Source organism: Streptomyces goshikiensis (assembly GCF_014650555.1).
Classification (GTDB): Bacteria; Actinomycetota; Actinomycetes; order Streptomycetales; family Streptomycetaceae; genus Streptomyces; species Streptomyces goshikiensis.
This window is the reverse complement of sequence record NZ_BMVE01000015.1, coordinates 20,267-33,763: the sequence shown is the minus strand read 5'-3', so window position 1 is coordinate 33,763 and position 13,497 is coordinate 20,267. Positions and strand designations below refer to the sequence as shown.

Sequence of the window (13,497 nt, the reverse complement as noted above, 5' to 3'; positions counted from 1 at the left end):
AGGTCCTGGCAGCCCTTCCTCCCTCGTCCTCTCCGGCGCCCCCGGGCCCGTGCCGTCCGCGCAGAGCGCGGGCACGTGCGGGACTGCCGAGCCCTGCCCCCCACGTTGTCAGTGGCAAGCCGGAGACCTGCGCGAGCCGGCTTTTTCCGTAGCTGGTCCGCGCCACATGCAAGGCCGGCCGGGGGCCGGTGACGTTGGGGCGGCCCGGTGGTACTGCCGCCCCCAGAGCGCGGTCCCGCCGGGTTGCCGGAGTCGCTCAGAGGTACCTGACGGTGAGGGTCACCGAGCCGTCGATCGCCACCTCATCATTCAGAGTCAGGCTGCTGGCCGGCGCGATCCCGGGATGGATTTGCAGGTCCGAGGTGAGGTCTTGGACAGGGACCGGGGCCCAGCGGACCTGGAAACCGGGGAACCCGCCTCCGGTGTCCGAAGCGCTCTGGCCGTCGGGCACCGCGCTGTCGACGAGTTCGGGGAGTCGGGAGGCGAGATCGGCGGCCAGGTCCTCGGGCTCCCATCCCAGGCTCTCGGCGGCCTGGGCGAGCCGGTCCTCACCGACAGCCGCGACGATCTGGCCGGCGGTGATCGCCTCGTTGGGGCCGTCGCCGATCCACGACCGCACCTGCGGCTCCAGGCCGGCAGCGGCCAGGCTCTGCGACGAGATCGTCAAGGACGTCGGCTGCTGGTTCGCACCGTCTTCGTTGGTCACAGAGTCATCCATTCGGAAAATCCCTCTCGCTGATCCACGCGATACGAGGTTCCTGCCTTTGGAGCGGGTACCTCTCAAGGCTCACGTACGGCAGCTGCTGCTGCCTCCAAGGCAGATCATCCATCCGCACGTGCACGGTTCGGCGGTTTTCGGCTCCACGACACCTCGATCCGCCGTGTGGCAGGACCGGGGTGCCGTCCGAACTGGCGCGTCAGCCAGGGCCCCGCACTCGCCGTCAACCAGGCAACGGGCGCCCTGAGCACCCTGATGCGGGGCACCAGCGGGCCCTTATGGGCGGCCGACTACGCCAACGGCTCCCGGCAAGGAGCCCTCACCATCCCCGGAGCCGCCCGGCGGAACGCACCGGCCCCGCCACGTCACCATTCTCGGCGCACCAAGCGACTGGCAGGTCTGCAGGAATTCCCTTCGCAGGCGCGTATGCAGGTGTGATGATGCTGATCATGGCTATCGATTCAGTGGTCGCGCGACAGCGTGTCGAGGATCTCGATGCGGCTGTGCCCTTCTACGAGAAGTTGACCGGAAGCACCGCAACGCGGTTCGCCTTTGCCGGGGTCAACCTGGCAAGCGTCGGGCCTTTCCTTCTGTTCGCCGGGCCTGATGAGGCGGTGCAGCGCGTCGCGGGCGTGGCGGCGACTCTCGCCGTCTCCAACCTGGACACCGCAGTCGAGGAGGCGGAAGCGGGAGGAGCCGAAATCGTGATGCCCATTCAGCCCACCCCGAACGGCCGCCGTGCAGTCCTGCGGCACCCGCACGGCGGCGTCTTCGAGTACGTCGGCCCCTGACACCTGCCTTGGTGTTCAGCTCGTCGCCTCATCCCGCGCCGCGTGCCGGCCCGGGTGTGGTTCTCGGACCCGAGCAGCGAGCCGAGCACCTGCTTGAACAGGCGGCGAGAGGTGTGCTCCACGTCGAAGCGGCGAACGAACGCTGGCGTCGATGCCGGACCACCACAGCCACGGCCCTCCGCTGAGGCAGCGACCCAGCCGGAGATCAAGCCGCGTACTGGTGGGCCGGATAGGTCAGGAATCCCGTATCGCCGCCCTGGAAGTACGTCGCCTCGTCGACCGGGGTGAGGGGAAGTCCGCCCCGTAGCCGCTCGACGAGGTCGGGGTTGGCGAGGAAGGCCCGGCCGAAGCTGATGAGGTCGGCACCCAGGCCGAGCCAGTGGTCGGCGTCGTCCCTACCTGTCTGCTTCGCGCCCATCGGAAAGACCGGGTTCATCACGAGGGTGCCCGGCCACGCGCGGCGCAGGGCGACGAGCGTGGCCTCCTCCGCGGTGGCTTCGAGGTGCACGTATGCCAATCCGAGCGGTGCCAGTTCGGTCAGCAACGCGGTGTAGAGGTCGCGGACCTCGCTCTCCTCCACTCCCCAGAACGTCCCGCCCGGTGAGAGCCGGATGCCGGTCCTCTCCCCACCGACGGCCTCGACGGTGGCGGCGACGGCCTCGACGACGAACCTGATGCGGTTGGCGATCGGGCCCCCGTAGCGGTCGGTGCGCAGATTGGCGTTGGACGACAGGAACTGGGAGATCAGGTATCCGTTGGCACCGTGCAGTTCCACTCCGTCGAAGTCCGCCTCCACGGCGCGCTGGGCGGCCCGGGCGTAGGACCGCGCGTGTTCGGGTACTTCGGTGGTGCTCAAGGCGCGCGGCATCGGGGCGGGCTGCGGCCCGGTGGGGGTGAAGACGTCGCCGACGGCGGGGACCGCCGAGGGCCCGACCGGCTGTAGGCCGGTGGTGTCGGGGTGCGAGACCCGGCCGCCGTGCATGAGCTGGGCGAAGATCCGTCCTCCGTTGGCGTGGACGGCGGCGGTCACGGGGCGCCACGCCTCGACCTGCTCGTCGGTGAACAGTCCGGGTGTGCCCGGGTTGGACTGCCCGATCAGGCTCGGCTGCACCCCTTCGCTCACGATCAGGCCGGCCGTGGCCCTCTGGGCGTAGTACGTCGCCATGGAAGGGGTCGCCAGGCCGCCGGCCGCGGCCCGGGCTCGGGTCATCGGGGCCATGACCATCCGGTTGGGCAGGGTGAGACCGCCAAGTTGGTAACTGGTGAACAGACTCGTCATGTCCGGGCTCCTTCGTAACTGCCGTGCCCGCGTTTCGGGGGCACAGCGGCTACGCTAAAACCTGACATCGACGTCAGAGGCAAGGGTCTACGACGCTCAACTTCGCCAGGAGGTCCTATGCGGATCGGGGAGCTCGCATCGCGCGCCGGAGTCAGCGTCCGGTCCGTGCGCTACTACGAGGAACAAGGACTGCTCACCAGCACCCGCAGCCCCAGCGGACAACGGCACTACACGGACAGTGAGGTCGAACGGGTCGCGTTCATCCAGCGGATGTACACCGCTGGCCTGTCCAGCCGGACCATCGTCGAGCTGATGCCCTGCATCGACTCGCCCAGCGAAGAGACCTCCGATGCCGCGCTGGAGCGGATGGCACTGGAGCGTGAGCGGCTCTCCGCGCACATCGCCGACCTCCTGCGGACCCGAGACACCCTGGACGCGTTGATGGCCACGGCCCGGGCGCACCAGCACCGGATGAGGTCCGCCGGTGCAGACTCTGACTGGCAGCCCCCGGCTTCCTGCCGTCCGCAGCCCCTTTCCGCTGCTGATCGATCCGGTCGGTCCGATGGGCAAGGAGTACGAACCCCGTGGTGACAGGTTCACGGCCTACCGGGTGAGCGCGCGAGCCGCAGGCGTGGGGCCGGCGGCAGTGGCGCGCGCCCTCCCGCCGTCGAGAGGGTGTACGAGATCCATGCGGGCGTGTGTCGAAGATGGCTGGTGAGGATGGCGGTGGGCCTATGTTGTGATCCAGAATCACTGGATGGTCACGCTTGAGACTCCCCGTTTGATCCTGCGTCGCTGGCGCGAGGAAGACGTTGCGCCCATGGCTGCCATCAATGCCGATCCCGAGGTCATGCGGTGGATCCGTCACGGCAGCGTCCGGGACGAACAGCAGACTCGCAGTGGTATCCAGGCATGGGAGAGCGAGTGGGAGTCACAGGGCTTCGGTCTGTTCGCCGTGGAGATCCGGTCCACTGGCGAACTGGCCGGTTTCACCGGGCTTTCGGTGCCCGCCTTCCTGCCGGAGGTACTGCCGGCGGTTGAGGTCGGCTGGCGGCTGGGACGTTCCCACTGGGGGCAGGGCTTGGCCACCGAAGCCGCTGCGGCCGCTGTGCGGTTCGGCTTCGAAGAGCGAGGGCTGGAGCGGATCGTCAGCATCACTCAAGTGGGCAACGACGCCTCCGAACGGATCATGACCAAACTGGGGATGCATCCGGCCCGTGAGACCGTCAATCCCACCGGCGGTCGGCGAGTACGGGTGTTCGAGCTGTCGTCGACCCAGTACGTCACAACCACTCGTTGATGGCATCAGTGGAAGGACTCGGTGAGGATCCGGGCCGACCGGTGGGCCCGCCCTACCAAGTGGGGCTGGCCGGCGGAGCCTGCTGATAGAGCGCCACCAACACGCCATGTACGGGCTGGTCTTCCGGCTCCTCCTCGGCCTCATCGACCCCCTCGACCAGTTGGGCGAGGGCCTCGCCGAGTTCTCTTGCCTTCCCGGGGCTCAGACGCAGGTGGCGCAGTGTCAGGAGGGGCTCGGCGGGCGAGAGGTCCAGCTCCTGGGCGACCGCGGCCAGCATCGCGGCGGTGCCTGCCGCTTGAGGTTCGGCGACGACCATCTGGCGGGCCGTGCGCTGGTAGTACTGCTCGGTGCCACCGCGGACCTGGCGCGTCTCGGCGATGTGGACCAGCCCGGCCTCGCGGAGCACCTTGAGGTGGTGGGCCACGTTGCCCTTCTTCGCGTCGAGTTGCGCGGCGAGCTGGCTGGTGGTGGCAGGCCGGTGGCCCAGGGCGAAGAGCAGCCGCTGGCGCAACGGGTGGGCGAGCGCCGCGAATTGCTCAGGCGCAACGATCTCCAGGACGTCCTCAGGAGGCGGCGAACCTGGAGGCGGCGAGCAGGGAGGCTGATCACGCATAGCTAAAGTGTCCAAACCCTTTGACGCTTTCGCAAGGGCAGTGCTCTACTCCCAGCCATGACGACTCCAACGAAGCTTGCACCAGCCCCTGTTATCGACGAGATGGCCCGGCTGCTGACCGAGCACTACGTTTTCCCCGAGATAGCCGAGCAGTTGGTCGACCTGCTGCAACAACGCCTCATCGAGGGCGCCTACGACGTCGACGACGCCGAGGAGCTCGGCCGCCTGGTCACCGCGGACCTGCAGTCCGTCAACGGCGACCGGCACCTGAGACTCAAGCACCACGCCGACCCGGTCTCCCCCAAGCGGGGGGCGGCCACCCTGGACGCCATGCGCCGGGACTTCGATGCCTCTCTGGGCGGCGCACCCCGGGTGCAGTTGCTCGACGGAGGGGTCGCCGTGGTGGAGCTGGCACCGATGCTGTTCCCGCTGGAGTGGGCCGCCGAGCCGCTGGGCGCCGCGCTCACCCTGGCCTCCCGCGCCGAGGCGCTGATCGTGGACCTGCGGGCCAACCGGGGCGGCGACCCGGACACCGTCGCGTTCGTCTGCAGCTACCTGCTCGACGAGCGCACCCACCTCAACACCATGTACTGGCGCGGCGGCGAGCGCAGCGAGCAGTCCTGGAGCCTGCCGCACGTTCCCGGCGCGCGCTTCGGCGGCAGCAAGCCGCTGTACGTGCTGTCAAGCGAGAGCACCTTCTCTGCCTCTGAGGAACTGGCATACGACCTCCAGCAGCTCGGCCGCGCCGTGGTAGTCGGCGAGCCCACCCGCGGCGGCGCGCACCCGTGCCAGGGCTGGACCCTGCACCCGCACCTGGAAGCCACCGTCCCCGTCGGCCGCGCCATCAACCCCGTCTCCGGCACGAACTGGGAGGGCACCGGTGTGCAGCCGGACGTCCCCTGCGCCGCCGCCGACTCCCTCGACCGCGCACACGCCCTGGCCCTCACCCGACTGGCAGGCTGACCCGGTCCAGCTCATCGACAGCACTGCGCACAGCACCTCCCCACCCGCGCCGGCGACGTGGACTCCTCTGCCACTGGTGGCAGCGTGAGGGTGTCTGGTCTGCCCGCCGCGAGCGGGCGCGGGTGAGCAGGGCCGGGGGGAACTGTGCCGCAGGCCGTCAGGTGTTGGCGGAAGTCCGGGTGAACTTCACGGCGCCGTCGCCGCCGGCCTTTCCGTCCTTGTCATCGGGCACGGGACCGCCGTTCCCTCCGTAGCCGCTCTCCCCTCCGGCGCCGCCTTGTCCGTAGGCGGGGGTGTCGGTCGAGGAGCTCGCTGGTCTGGACGTTCCCGCCGGTGCCGTCGGCGCCGACGGGTGTGTACACCTCCTCGCCGTACGGCACGGGGTCCCCGGGCCCGTCCCGTTGGTCCCGCTGCGTGCGGAGCTGAAGCCACCCGCGCCACCCTCGCCGCCCTTGCCGGGGGTGCGTACGGCCGCCCCGCTGTGACCGCCGTCGCACGAGCATCTGGCCCCTGACGTATCCACCGCCGGCGTCGTCGTCGCGGCCGAGGACGAGGGGCTGCCGGCTCGCGGATCGACCGACCTCCCCGCCGACGAGGGTCCGAAGCGTCGCAGGATCCCGGGTTGACCCTCTCCCTACGTCAGGCTTGAGGCTGTTGCCGAACGAAAGGGCAGGTCCATGGGCTACACCGTGGGTCAGGTCTCGGCCTTCGCCGGGGTGACCGTACGCACACTGCACCACTACGACCGACCGGACTCCTCTCACCGGGTGGCCGCAGCCGGGCCGGGTACCGCCACTACGAAGACGTCGACCTGGCACGGCTCCAGCAGATCCTCTTCTACCGCGAACTGGGCTTTCCCCTGGACGAGATCGCCGAGATCCTCGCCGACCCGCAAGCCAACGCGCTGGAGCACCTGCGGACCCGGCAGCGCCAACTGGCCGACGAGATCACGCGACTGCAGCAACTGGCCGAGGTGGCCGAGCGTGCGATCGAGGTCCAGCAGACCGGGGTGCCGCTGACCCCCGAGGAACGCTTCGAGGTATTCGGGGAGATCGCGTTCGACCTCAGCTACGCCACCGACGCCCAGCTGAAGTGGCGGGACTCGAAAGGGCACCGGGAGGCGATGGCGCGGGCCTCCGCCCACACCAAGGAGGACTGGCGCCGGCTCATGGCCGAGGCCGCCGCCTGGCGAGCGGAGCTGCTCGCGGGCCACGACGACGGCGAACCCGCCGACGGCGAACGGGTCATGGACATCGCGGAGGAGCACCGGCTGCACGTGTCCCGCTGGTTCACGCCCTGCCCGCCGGAGATGCACCGGCGGATCGCCGACGACTTCGCCTCCGACCCGCGCGCCTTCGCCCTCGTCGTGCCGCCGTCGCAGCAGCGCCCGGGGCTTGCCGCCTACCTGGCCGAAGCGGTGCACGCCAACGCGTCCCGCCGCATCCACATCGAGAACCGCATATGAGGAGCACCCATGAGAATCCTGATCGCCACGGCCGGATCACGCGGTGACGTCGCGCCCTACACCGGGCTGGGTGCCGCCTTGCGGGACGCCGGATACGAGGTCGCACTCGCCGCCACCGAGTCGTTCGCGCCCCTGGCCGAAGAAGCGGGGCTGGAGTTCCGGCCGCTGCCCGCGGACCCCCGGGAACACGGTGACGTCCAAGGCAAGAGCGCGCTGCTGCGGGCCGCCGCCGCGTTCGTCACGGGCCTGGGAGAGGGGTTCGCCGATGCCGTGGACGCGGGCACGGACCTGCTTCTGCTGTCGGCCACCACCGCCCCGCTCGGCTGGCACGTCACCGAGGCGACCGGGATTCCGAGCATGGGCGTGTACCTGCAACCCACCGCCCCGACCGGTGACTTCGCCCCGACCGTCATGGGAGCCCGCTCGCTGGGCCGGTTCGGCAACCGCGCCGCCGGGCGCTTCGCCCGTCGCATGACGGACCGGGTCTATGAGCCGGCGGTGGCACGACTACGCGAACGCCTTCAGCTGCCGCCGCTCACCGCCACACGCATGCGCCGGCGGCAGGACCGGGCCGGCTGGCCCGTCCTGCACGGCTTCAGCACAGCGCTGGTGCCTCGCCCGTCCGACTGGAGGGCCCATCTGGCGGTGACCGGCTCCTGGTGGCCGTACTTCGACGCGGGCCGCCGGCTTCCCGCAGAGCTGGAGAACTTCCTGGCGGCCGGACCGCCACCGGTGCTCGTCGGCTTCGGCAGCATGGCCGCCGGCCATGGGGAACGCCTGAGCGAGATCGCCGTGCAGGCCCTGCGGCGAGCCGGGCTGCGAGGGGTGCTCCAGTCGGGCAGCGCCGGGCTCGTCGCGGACGGGGACGACATCCTGACCATCGGCGACGTACCGCACGGCCCGCTCTTCCCGTGGCTGGCCGCCGTCGTCCACCACGCCGGAGCCGGCACCACGGCGGCGGCAGCCCGCGCCGGGATCCCGTCCGTCACGGTACCGATCGCCGCTGACCAGCCCTTCTGGGCCGCGCGGCTCGCCGCGATCGGCGCGGCACCGGCCCCCATCCCATTCCGGTCCCTGACCGCCGACCGCCTCACCCACGCGCTCGTCACCGCCGTACGGGATCCGGCTCACGCGAAGGCGGCCACCGCCGCCGCGCGGCACATGTCAACGGAGGACGCCGCGGGCAGCGTGGTGACGGCCGTACGACGTCTGGCGAAGTGAGCACAGCTGGACGCCGATGACGAGCCCGCCGTGTGGCCCGGCGCCCCGGGACCACATCTTCGACGGGGAGGTGTCGTTGTCCCCCGTAAGGGGCGTGGCCGGGTGGCTACGGCATGAGGGCAGGGCTGAGAAGGGTGTGGGGCGTGGTCGTGCCGTCGGGCGGGCGCAGTGTGCTGGTGACGGGGGCGACGGGCGGGTTCGGCCGGGTGATCGTGTTCCGTCTGGCGAGCGCGGGCTGGGATGTGATCGCCGGAGCACGCGACCAGGGCAAGGCCCGGCAGCTGGAGGCGGACGCTGCTGAGCGTGGCCTGGCTCTGCGCACCGTGCAGTTGGACGTGGCGTGCGCGCAGTCCTGCCACACGGCGCTGGGCACGGTCTCGGAGATGACCGGAGGCGGGCCGTGGGCACTGGTGAACAACGCCGGCATCCCGCGGGCGGGTGCCCTGGCCGATATCGGTGACGAGCAGGCCCGGTATCTGCTGGAGGTGAATCTGCTGGGTCCGGCCAGGCTGTGCCGGATGGTCCTGCCGGGCATGGCCGCCCGCGGCGGGGGCCGGATCGTGAACATCTCGTCGGGTCTGGGCCGTGTTCCGTGGCCGATGGGCGCCTGGTACAGCGCGGGCAAGCACGCCCTCTCCGCGCTCACGCACTGCCTGCGCGTGGAGGCGGCCCACCTCGGTGTCCGCGTCTGCCTGGTCGAGCCCGGCGCGTTCGCCACCCCCATGCTCGGCCGTGCTCTGACCGACCTCGACGCGTTCCGCGGCCCCGGCAGTCCCGGATACGAGGCCACGGCCCGCCTGTTCGCGTCCGTGGACCGTCGGGTGCCCGGCCCTGAGCCGGTGGCACGCACCGTCGAGACGTGCCTGACGGCCCGCCGGCCACGAGCGCGCTACGTCGTCGGGCGCGACGCGCGTCTCCTGGTCCCGCTCCACACCTTGCTGCCGCTGGCGTGGACGGACCGTCTCAAGCACGCCGTCACCGGCCTGCCCCGTACCCCCGCGGCCGTCCCATCACCGGTACCCCCGCCCGGCCGGGGCCCGCGCCGGCCCTCCCGTGATGCGAAGGAGAGGGCGTGAACGCCTACAGCCGCATCACCCACGCCTCGGTCCACCTGCCCACCGGACGCCAGAGCGCCTGCGAGATCGAACAACGCCTGCGCCGGCACAGCCCCTCGCTCGCACTCCCTCCCGGCCTGATACAGCGCGCCTTCGGCCTCCGCGAGCGCGCTCTCGCGAACCCCGCGGACCTGCCGTCCGACCTCGCCGCTCGCGCCGCAACCAGGCTCCTGAACACCGCGCGCCTTCGCCCCACCGACATCGACCTGCTCCTCTTCGCGGCCGTCAGCGCCGATGTCCGTGAACCCGCCAACGCCCACATCGTCGCGGCGAAGACAGGTCTGTCCTGTCCCGCCTTCGACATCGGCAACGCCTGCAACGGGGTCATCAACGCCCTCCAGGTCGCCGACGCCCTGATCCGCACGGGCCAGCACCGCCGTGTCCTGATCACGTGCGGGGAAACCCTCAGCCGCCTCTCCCGCTGGGAGCTGGACCGGAGCCGGCTGCGCACCGGACTCACCTCCCTGACCGGCGCCGATGTGGGCGCAGCCCTCCTGGTGGAGGCCTCGCCCGTCCCGGGCATCACCGGCTCCGTGTTCCTGGCCAACTCCACGAGCTGGCCCGCGGCCACCCTCTACGACCCCCATCACGCCCCTGGCCAGCCCCAAGGCCTCCATGTCGACTCCGACGCGCTCCTGGCCTCCTTCACCGGACTGGACGCCCAGGCAGCCCAGTGGCTCAAGGAACAGGACGTGGACGTCCGCGAACTCGACCTCGTCTGCGTCCATCAGCCGTCCCAGCCCTTCGTGGACGCCTTCCGCGCCCGCATGGACATCGACCCCGCGCAGATCATCCCGACCTTCCCCCACACGGGGAACGCCGCCGCCGCGACCCTGCCCCTCCAACTCGCTCAAGCAGTCCGCGACCGCCGCCTGGCCCCCGGCGACGCCGTCGCCCTGTTCGGCCTCGCGAGTGGAGCCAGCGGCGCGGTGATGCTGCTGCGCTGGTGACACTCCACGTCCCGGCCACCCGGTGGCGGGCGGACTGGTATCGAGCGGAGGTCGTGGTGCCGTAGAGTGGAGTTACCGACGCGGGGTGGAGCAGCTCGGTAGCTCGCTGGGCTCATAACCCAGAGGTCGCAGGTTCAAATCCTGTCCCCGCTACTGCACAGAAGGGCCCGGATCCTGATGGATCCGGGCCCTTCTGCCATATTCCGGCACGTCGGGCAGTCGTTGCCGTACGTCGCCATCGCGGACCGCGCGCTCGCCGGTCCCGCCGTCGGCTCAGGGAGCCTTCTTCGGGGACCGCTTCGCGCTCCTGCGCCGACTGGGTTCTGTGGTCGCGCTGCCCTTCCGTACGGGCCGCTCCTCAGCGGCCGTGGCCGCCGAGGATGACGCCGCCTTCCGGCCCGGCGCCGAGATCGGCCACTTGAGCTCGATCTCCAGCTCGATCTGGCCGTCACCGATCTCGACCTCCAGCTCACAGCGGAGCTCGTCGGGAATCCGCAGGCCGAGCGTCGCCGCACCGAGTTCCAGTTCGGCCTCCTCGCCCTCCCTCAGCGCGGCTGCGAGGGCTGCGAGCTGATCTGCCGCCTCAAGGCGCGACAGCGAGCGCTTCACCTCGAACGTGAGGTCCTTCATCCGTGTCTCCGATCCGGCATAGAGGACATACAGCGCTCATTGTGAGGCCCTGCGCCGGATCGGACATCTTGATCGCCGGGGCCCCCGACACGAGCCCTCACACCACCAGAGCCCAAAAGAGGGACTCCGTAGCCCCGCCCTCGGCCGGTCCCGAGGCGGCTGGCCAGCGAGATCCACCTTGCCCGCGATGCGTGGGGCGGCCTCTGGAGCGGTGTATCTACCCCGTGCGTGAGGGGGACAGCTCGGAGACGAGACGACCGTTCGGGCTCCGAAATGGCTCATAGGTGTCCTATCCGGTCACATTCAGCTGCGTTAGCGTCGCCTTCCGAACACCAATGGGGAGGTCTCGTGCGCGCTCTCGTCTATCTGGGTCCAGGCTCCGCCGAACTGCAGGACAGACCAGCCGCACAGCTTGCGCACGATGACGACGTCGTGGTGGAGATCGTCGGTACGGGAGTCTGCGGAACGGACCGCAAGATCCTGCTCGGGCGGTTCCCGGCCCGCCCGGGTACCGTGCTTGGACACGAGTCGGTGGGTGTCGTGCGGGAGACCGGGCCGCAGGTGCGTTCGGTCGGGGTCGGGGACCGGGTGGTGGTCAATCCGACGTTGTACTGCGGCTGGTGCTCACCGTGCCTTCGAGGAGCCACCAACTTCTGCCGTCACAAGGCGGGGACCGAGGTCGGTGTCGACCGGGACGGCACATACGCGGAGGCCGTGACGCTGCCGGAGCGTTTCGTCGAGCGGGTTCCCGCCGGGCTGCCCTTTCGCAGCGCGGTTCTGATCGAGCCCCTCGCTTGTGTCCTGAACAACGTCGAGGCCGCGTCCGTCACCTTCGGCGACACCGTGGTGGTCCTCGGCGCGGGCCCGATCGGCATGCTGACCGCACTGGTCGCCGGCCGCCAGGCGCGCCGGGTCACCCTCGCCGAACCGGACGGCTACCGGCTGGAGCGGGCCCGAGAACACTTCGCGCACGTGGTGGACGTGGCCGGAGCGGACCCGGTCGAAGCCGTGGCGAAGGCATGGGGCGAGGAGCGTCCGTCCGTCGTCTTCGACACCACGGGCACCGGACTGGACGCGGCGCTCCGCCTGGTCGACGACGGCGGCCGGGTGGTCGTGATGGGCTTCGACGACGCCTACTCCGTGCCGCTGCGCCCGCTCCGGCTCACCAACCGGGGCATCCGTCTGATCGGCGCCGGGGACTACCGGGCCGACACTTTCCCCGTCGCCGTGAACCTGGCCGCCGAACTCGGCGCCCCACAGCGACCCGGCAGGGGGACCGGCACGCTTCTGGACCGGCTGGTGACGCACGAGTTCCCGCTCGAACGCTACTCGGAGGCGTTCACCGCGCTCGGCGGCCTCACCCTGGGCGACGGGGACAGCGGGGACAGCGGGGACAGCGGCACCGAACGGCCACCGCGCTACGACGCGCTCAAGGTCGTCATCCGTTCGCACTCCGGTCCGTTCGGCGACGACGGCTGGCCGGTGGGCGTATGAGCGCACCTCGGCTCGGCTCGATCGAGTCCGGCGGGTCCAAATTCGTCTGTCTGGTCGGCTCGGCCCCGGACCGGATCGAGGCCGAGACCCGGATCCCGACCGGCCGACCGGGCCCTACCCTGGCTCGGGCCATCGACTTCTTCCGGGAGGCGGCCGCCACATCGGGCCCGCTGGACGCGATCGGCATCGCGTCCTTCGGGCCCCTCGAATTGCGGCCGGGCCATGCCAGGTTCGGCCACCTGGCCGCCACCCCCAAACCCGGTTGGTCCGGGGTGGACGTCGCCGGTCCCTTCGCTGACGCGCTCGGAGTACCGGTGAGCATCGACACCGACGTCAACGGCGCAGCCCTCGGCGAGGGCCGTTGGGGTGCCGCGCGGGGCTTGGACACCTACGTCTACCTCACTGTCGGCACCGGGATCGGCGGCGGTGCCGTGATCGGCGGCAAGGTGGTCAGGGGCCTGATCCACACCGAGATGGGCCACCTCACAGTGCCTCGGATCGCGAGCGACACCTTCCCCGGCTCCTGTCCCTTCCACGGCGACTGCTGGGAGGGCCTGGCGGGTGGCGAGGCGATGGGGGCCCGCTGGGGGGCTCCTGCCGAAGAACTGACCGGGGACGTACTGTCCGAGGCGCTGCGGATGGAGGCGGCCTACCTGGCCGCGGGGATACGCAACATCGTCTACACGACCGCCCCCCAGCGGATCGTGATCGGCGGCGGCGTCGCCGCGTTCCCCGGCCTCTTTCCACTGCTCCGCACCGAGCTGACCGCGACCTTGGCCGGCTACCCGGGGCTGCCCGAGCATTCGGCCGAGGATTTCGTGGTCCCGGCCCAGTTGGGCCGGCTCGCCGGACCGGCCGGCGGACTGGTCCTGGCGGCCGGGGCGGCCGCCTCCGCACGGCCGTCGCCCGGAACTGGGCCATCGGGGGGAACGGGCGCATGAGCGCGGCCCCGGGCCGG

12 protein-coding genes, 1 tRNA gene and 2 pseudogenes are annotated in these 13,497 nt (G+C 70.8%); 11 read left to right on the top strand and 4 right to left on the bottom strand.

Features of this window, described 5'->3' with window-relative positions; all coding sequences use genetic code 11:
• Positions 1–256 precede the first annotated feature (256 nt).
• Positions 257–706, bottom strand: a complete 450-nt coding sequence (locus IE248_RS31380; protein ID WP_190032524.1) for a YidB family protein — start codon at positions 704–706, stop codon at positions 257–259.
• A gap of 449 nt (positions 707–1,155) precedes the next feature.
• On the opposite strand from IE248_RS31380, the gene IE248_RS31375 reads away from it, so the two are divergent.
• A complete protein-coding gene (locus IE248_RS31375; protein ID WP_229895659.1) occupies positions 1,156–1,509 on the top strand; it encodes a VOC family protein in 354 nt (117 codons plus the stop codon).
• Between the two features lie 205 nt (positions 1,510–1,714).
• Here the strand turns inward: IE248_RS31375 and IE248_RS31370 are convergent, their stop codons facing one another.
• Positions 1,715–2,788 carry an alkene reductase gene (locus IE248_RS31370; RefSeq protein WP_073795612.1) on the bottom strand — a complete coding sequence of 358 codons (1,074 nt, stop codon included), beginning with the start codon at positions 2,786–2,788 and terminating at the stop codon, positions 1,715–1,717.
• A gap of 117 nt (positions 2,789–2,905) precedes the next feature.
• Here IE248_RS31370 and IE248_RS31365 point away from each other — a divergent pair.
• Together IE248_RS31365 and IE248_RS31360 are read left to right on the top strand one after the other, a co-directional pair.
• Positions 2,906–3,271 (top strand): annotated as a pseudogene (locus IE248_RS31365) (MerR family transcriptional regulator); the annotation flags it as partial.
• Between the two features lie 274 nt (positions 3,272–3,545).
• Positions 3,546–4,088, top strand: a complete 543-nt coding sequence (locus tag IE248_RS31360; RefSeq protein WP_190032417.1) for a GNAT family N-acetyltransferase — start codon at positions 3,546–3,548, stop codon at positions 4,086–4,088.
• Positions 4,089–4,140: 52 nt separating this feature from the next.
• Here IE248_RS31360 and IE248_RS31355 read toward each other — a convergent pair whose 3' ends face one another.
• Positions 4,141–4,701 (bottom strand): ArsR/SmtB family transcription factor, encoded by a 561-nt coding sequence (locus IE248_RS31355; RefSeq protein WP_190032416.1) that lies wholly within the window; start codon positions 4,699–4,701, stop codon positions 4,141–4,143.
• 57 nt (positions 4,702–4,758) lie between these two features.
• Between IE248_RS31355 and IE248_RS31350 the strand changes: the two genes are divergently transcribed.
• The 6 genes and pseudogenes from IE248_RS31350 (at position 4,759) to IE248_RS31325 (ending at position 10,568) form a co-directional block, all read left to right on the top strand.
• The gene (locus IE248_RS31350; protein ID WP_190032415.1) at positions 4,759–5,664 is read left to right on the top strand and encodes a S41 family peptidase; all 906 of its coding nucleotides are present in this window, start codon (positions 4,759–4,761) and stop codon (positions 5,662–5,664) included.
• 677 nt (positions 5,665–6,341) lie between these two features.
• Positions 6,342–7,129: pseudogene (locus tag IE248_RS31345) on the top strand (MerR family transcriptional regulator).
• Between the two features lie 9 nt (positions 7,130–7,138).
• Positions 7,139–8,350, top strand: a complete 1,212-nt coding sequence (locus IE248_RS31340; protein WP_190032414.1) for a glycosyltransferase — start codon at positions 7,139–7,141, stop codon at positions 8,348–8,350.
• 113 nt (positions 8,351–8,463) lie between these two features.
• Positions 8,464–9,426 (top strand): SDR family oxidoreductase, encoded by a 963-nt coding sequence (locus tag IE248_RS31335; protein WP_190032413.1) that lies wholly within the window; start codon positions 8,464–8,466, stop codon positions 9,424–9,426.
• Complete coding sequence (locus tag IE248_RS31330) at positions 9,423–10,415, top strand: 3-oxoacyl-ACP synthase III family protein (protein ID WP_190032412.1); 993 nt, start codon at positions 9,423–9,425, stop codon at positions 10,413–10,415. The genes IE248_RS31335 and IE248_RS31330 overlap by 4 nt, the downstream gene beginning before the upstream one ends.
• 79 nt (positions 10,416–10,494) lie before the next feature.
• A tRNA-Met gene (locus IE248_RS31325) sits at positions 10,495–10,568 on the top strand.
• A gap of 120 nt (positions 10,569–10,688) precedes the next feature.
• Here the strand turns inward: IE248_RS31325 and IE248_RS31320 are convergent.
• On the bottom strand, positions 10,689–11,045 hold the full coding sequence (locus IE248_RS31320; RefSeq protein ID WP_073795595.1) for an amphi-Trp domain-containing protein: 357 nt from the start codon (positions 11,043–11,045) through the stop codon (positions 10,689–10,691).
• 432 nt (positions 11,046–11,477) lie between these two features.
• Here IE248_RS31320 and IE248_RS31315 point away from each other — a divergent pair, with 432 nt between their 5' ends.
• Positions 11,478–12,539 carry a zinc-dependent alcohol dehydrogenase gene (locus IE248_RS31315; RefSeq protein ID WP_190032411.1) on the top strand — a complete coding sequence of 354 codons (1,062 nt, stop codon included), beginning with the start codon at positions 11,478–11,480 and terminating at the stop codon, positions 12,537–12,539.
• Positions 12,536–13,480, top strand: a complete 945-nt coding sequence (locus IE248_RS31310; RefSeq protein WP_073795592.1) for an ROK family protein — start codon at positions 12,536–12,538, stop codon at positions 13,478–13,480. Before IE248_RS31315 ends, IE248_RS31310 begins: the two co-directional genes overlap by 4 nt.
• The last annotated feature ends 17 nt before the right edge of the window (positions 13,481–13,497 follow it).

Bases quoted from the DNA above. Each gene is read 5' to 3' on its own strand.
- IE248_RS31320 (WP_073795595.1), bottom strand. From the start codon at position 11,045: ATGAAGGACCTCACGTTCGAGGTGAAGCGCTCGCTGTCGCGCCTTGAG.
- IE248_RS31350 (WP_190032415.1), top strand. From the start codon at position 4,759: ATGACGACTCCAACGAAGCTTGCACCAGCCCCTGTTATCGACGAGATG.
- IE248_RS31360 (WP_190032417.1), top strand. From the start codon at position 3,546: ATGGTCACGCTTGAGACTCCCCGTTTGATCCTGCGTCGCTGGCGCGAG.
- IE248_RS31375 (WP_229895659.1), top strand. From the start codon at position 1,156: ATGATGCTGATCATGGCTATCGATTCAGTGGTCGCGCGACAGCGTGTC.
- IE248_RS31370 (WP_073795612.1), bottom strand. From the start codon at position 2,788: ATGACGAGTCTGTTCACCAGTTACCAACTTGGCGGTCTCACCCTGCCC.
- IE248_RS31340 (WP_190032414.1), top strand. From the start codon at position 7,139: ATGAGAATCCTGATCGCCACGGCCGGATCACGCGGTGACGTCGCGCCC.
- IE248_RS31310 (WP_073795592.1), top strand. From the start codon at position 12,536: ATGAGCGCACCTCGGCTCGGCTCGATCGAGTCCGGCGGGTCCAAATTC.
- IE248_RS31355 (WP_190032416.1), bottom strand. From the start codon at position 4,701: ATGCGTGATCAGCCTCCCTGCTCGCCGCCTCCAGGTTCGCCGCCTCCT.
- IE248_RS31335 (WP_190032413.1), top strand. From the start codon at position 8,464: ATGAGGGCAGGGCTGAGAAGGGTGTGGGGCGTGGTCGTGCCGTCGGGC.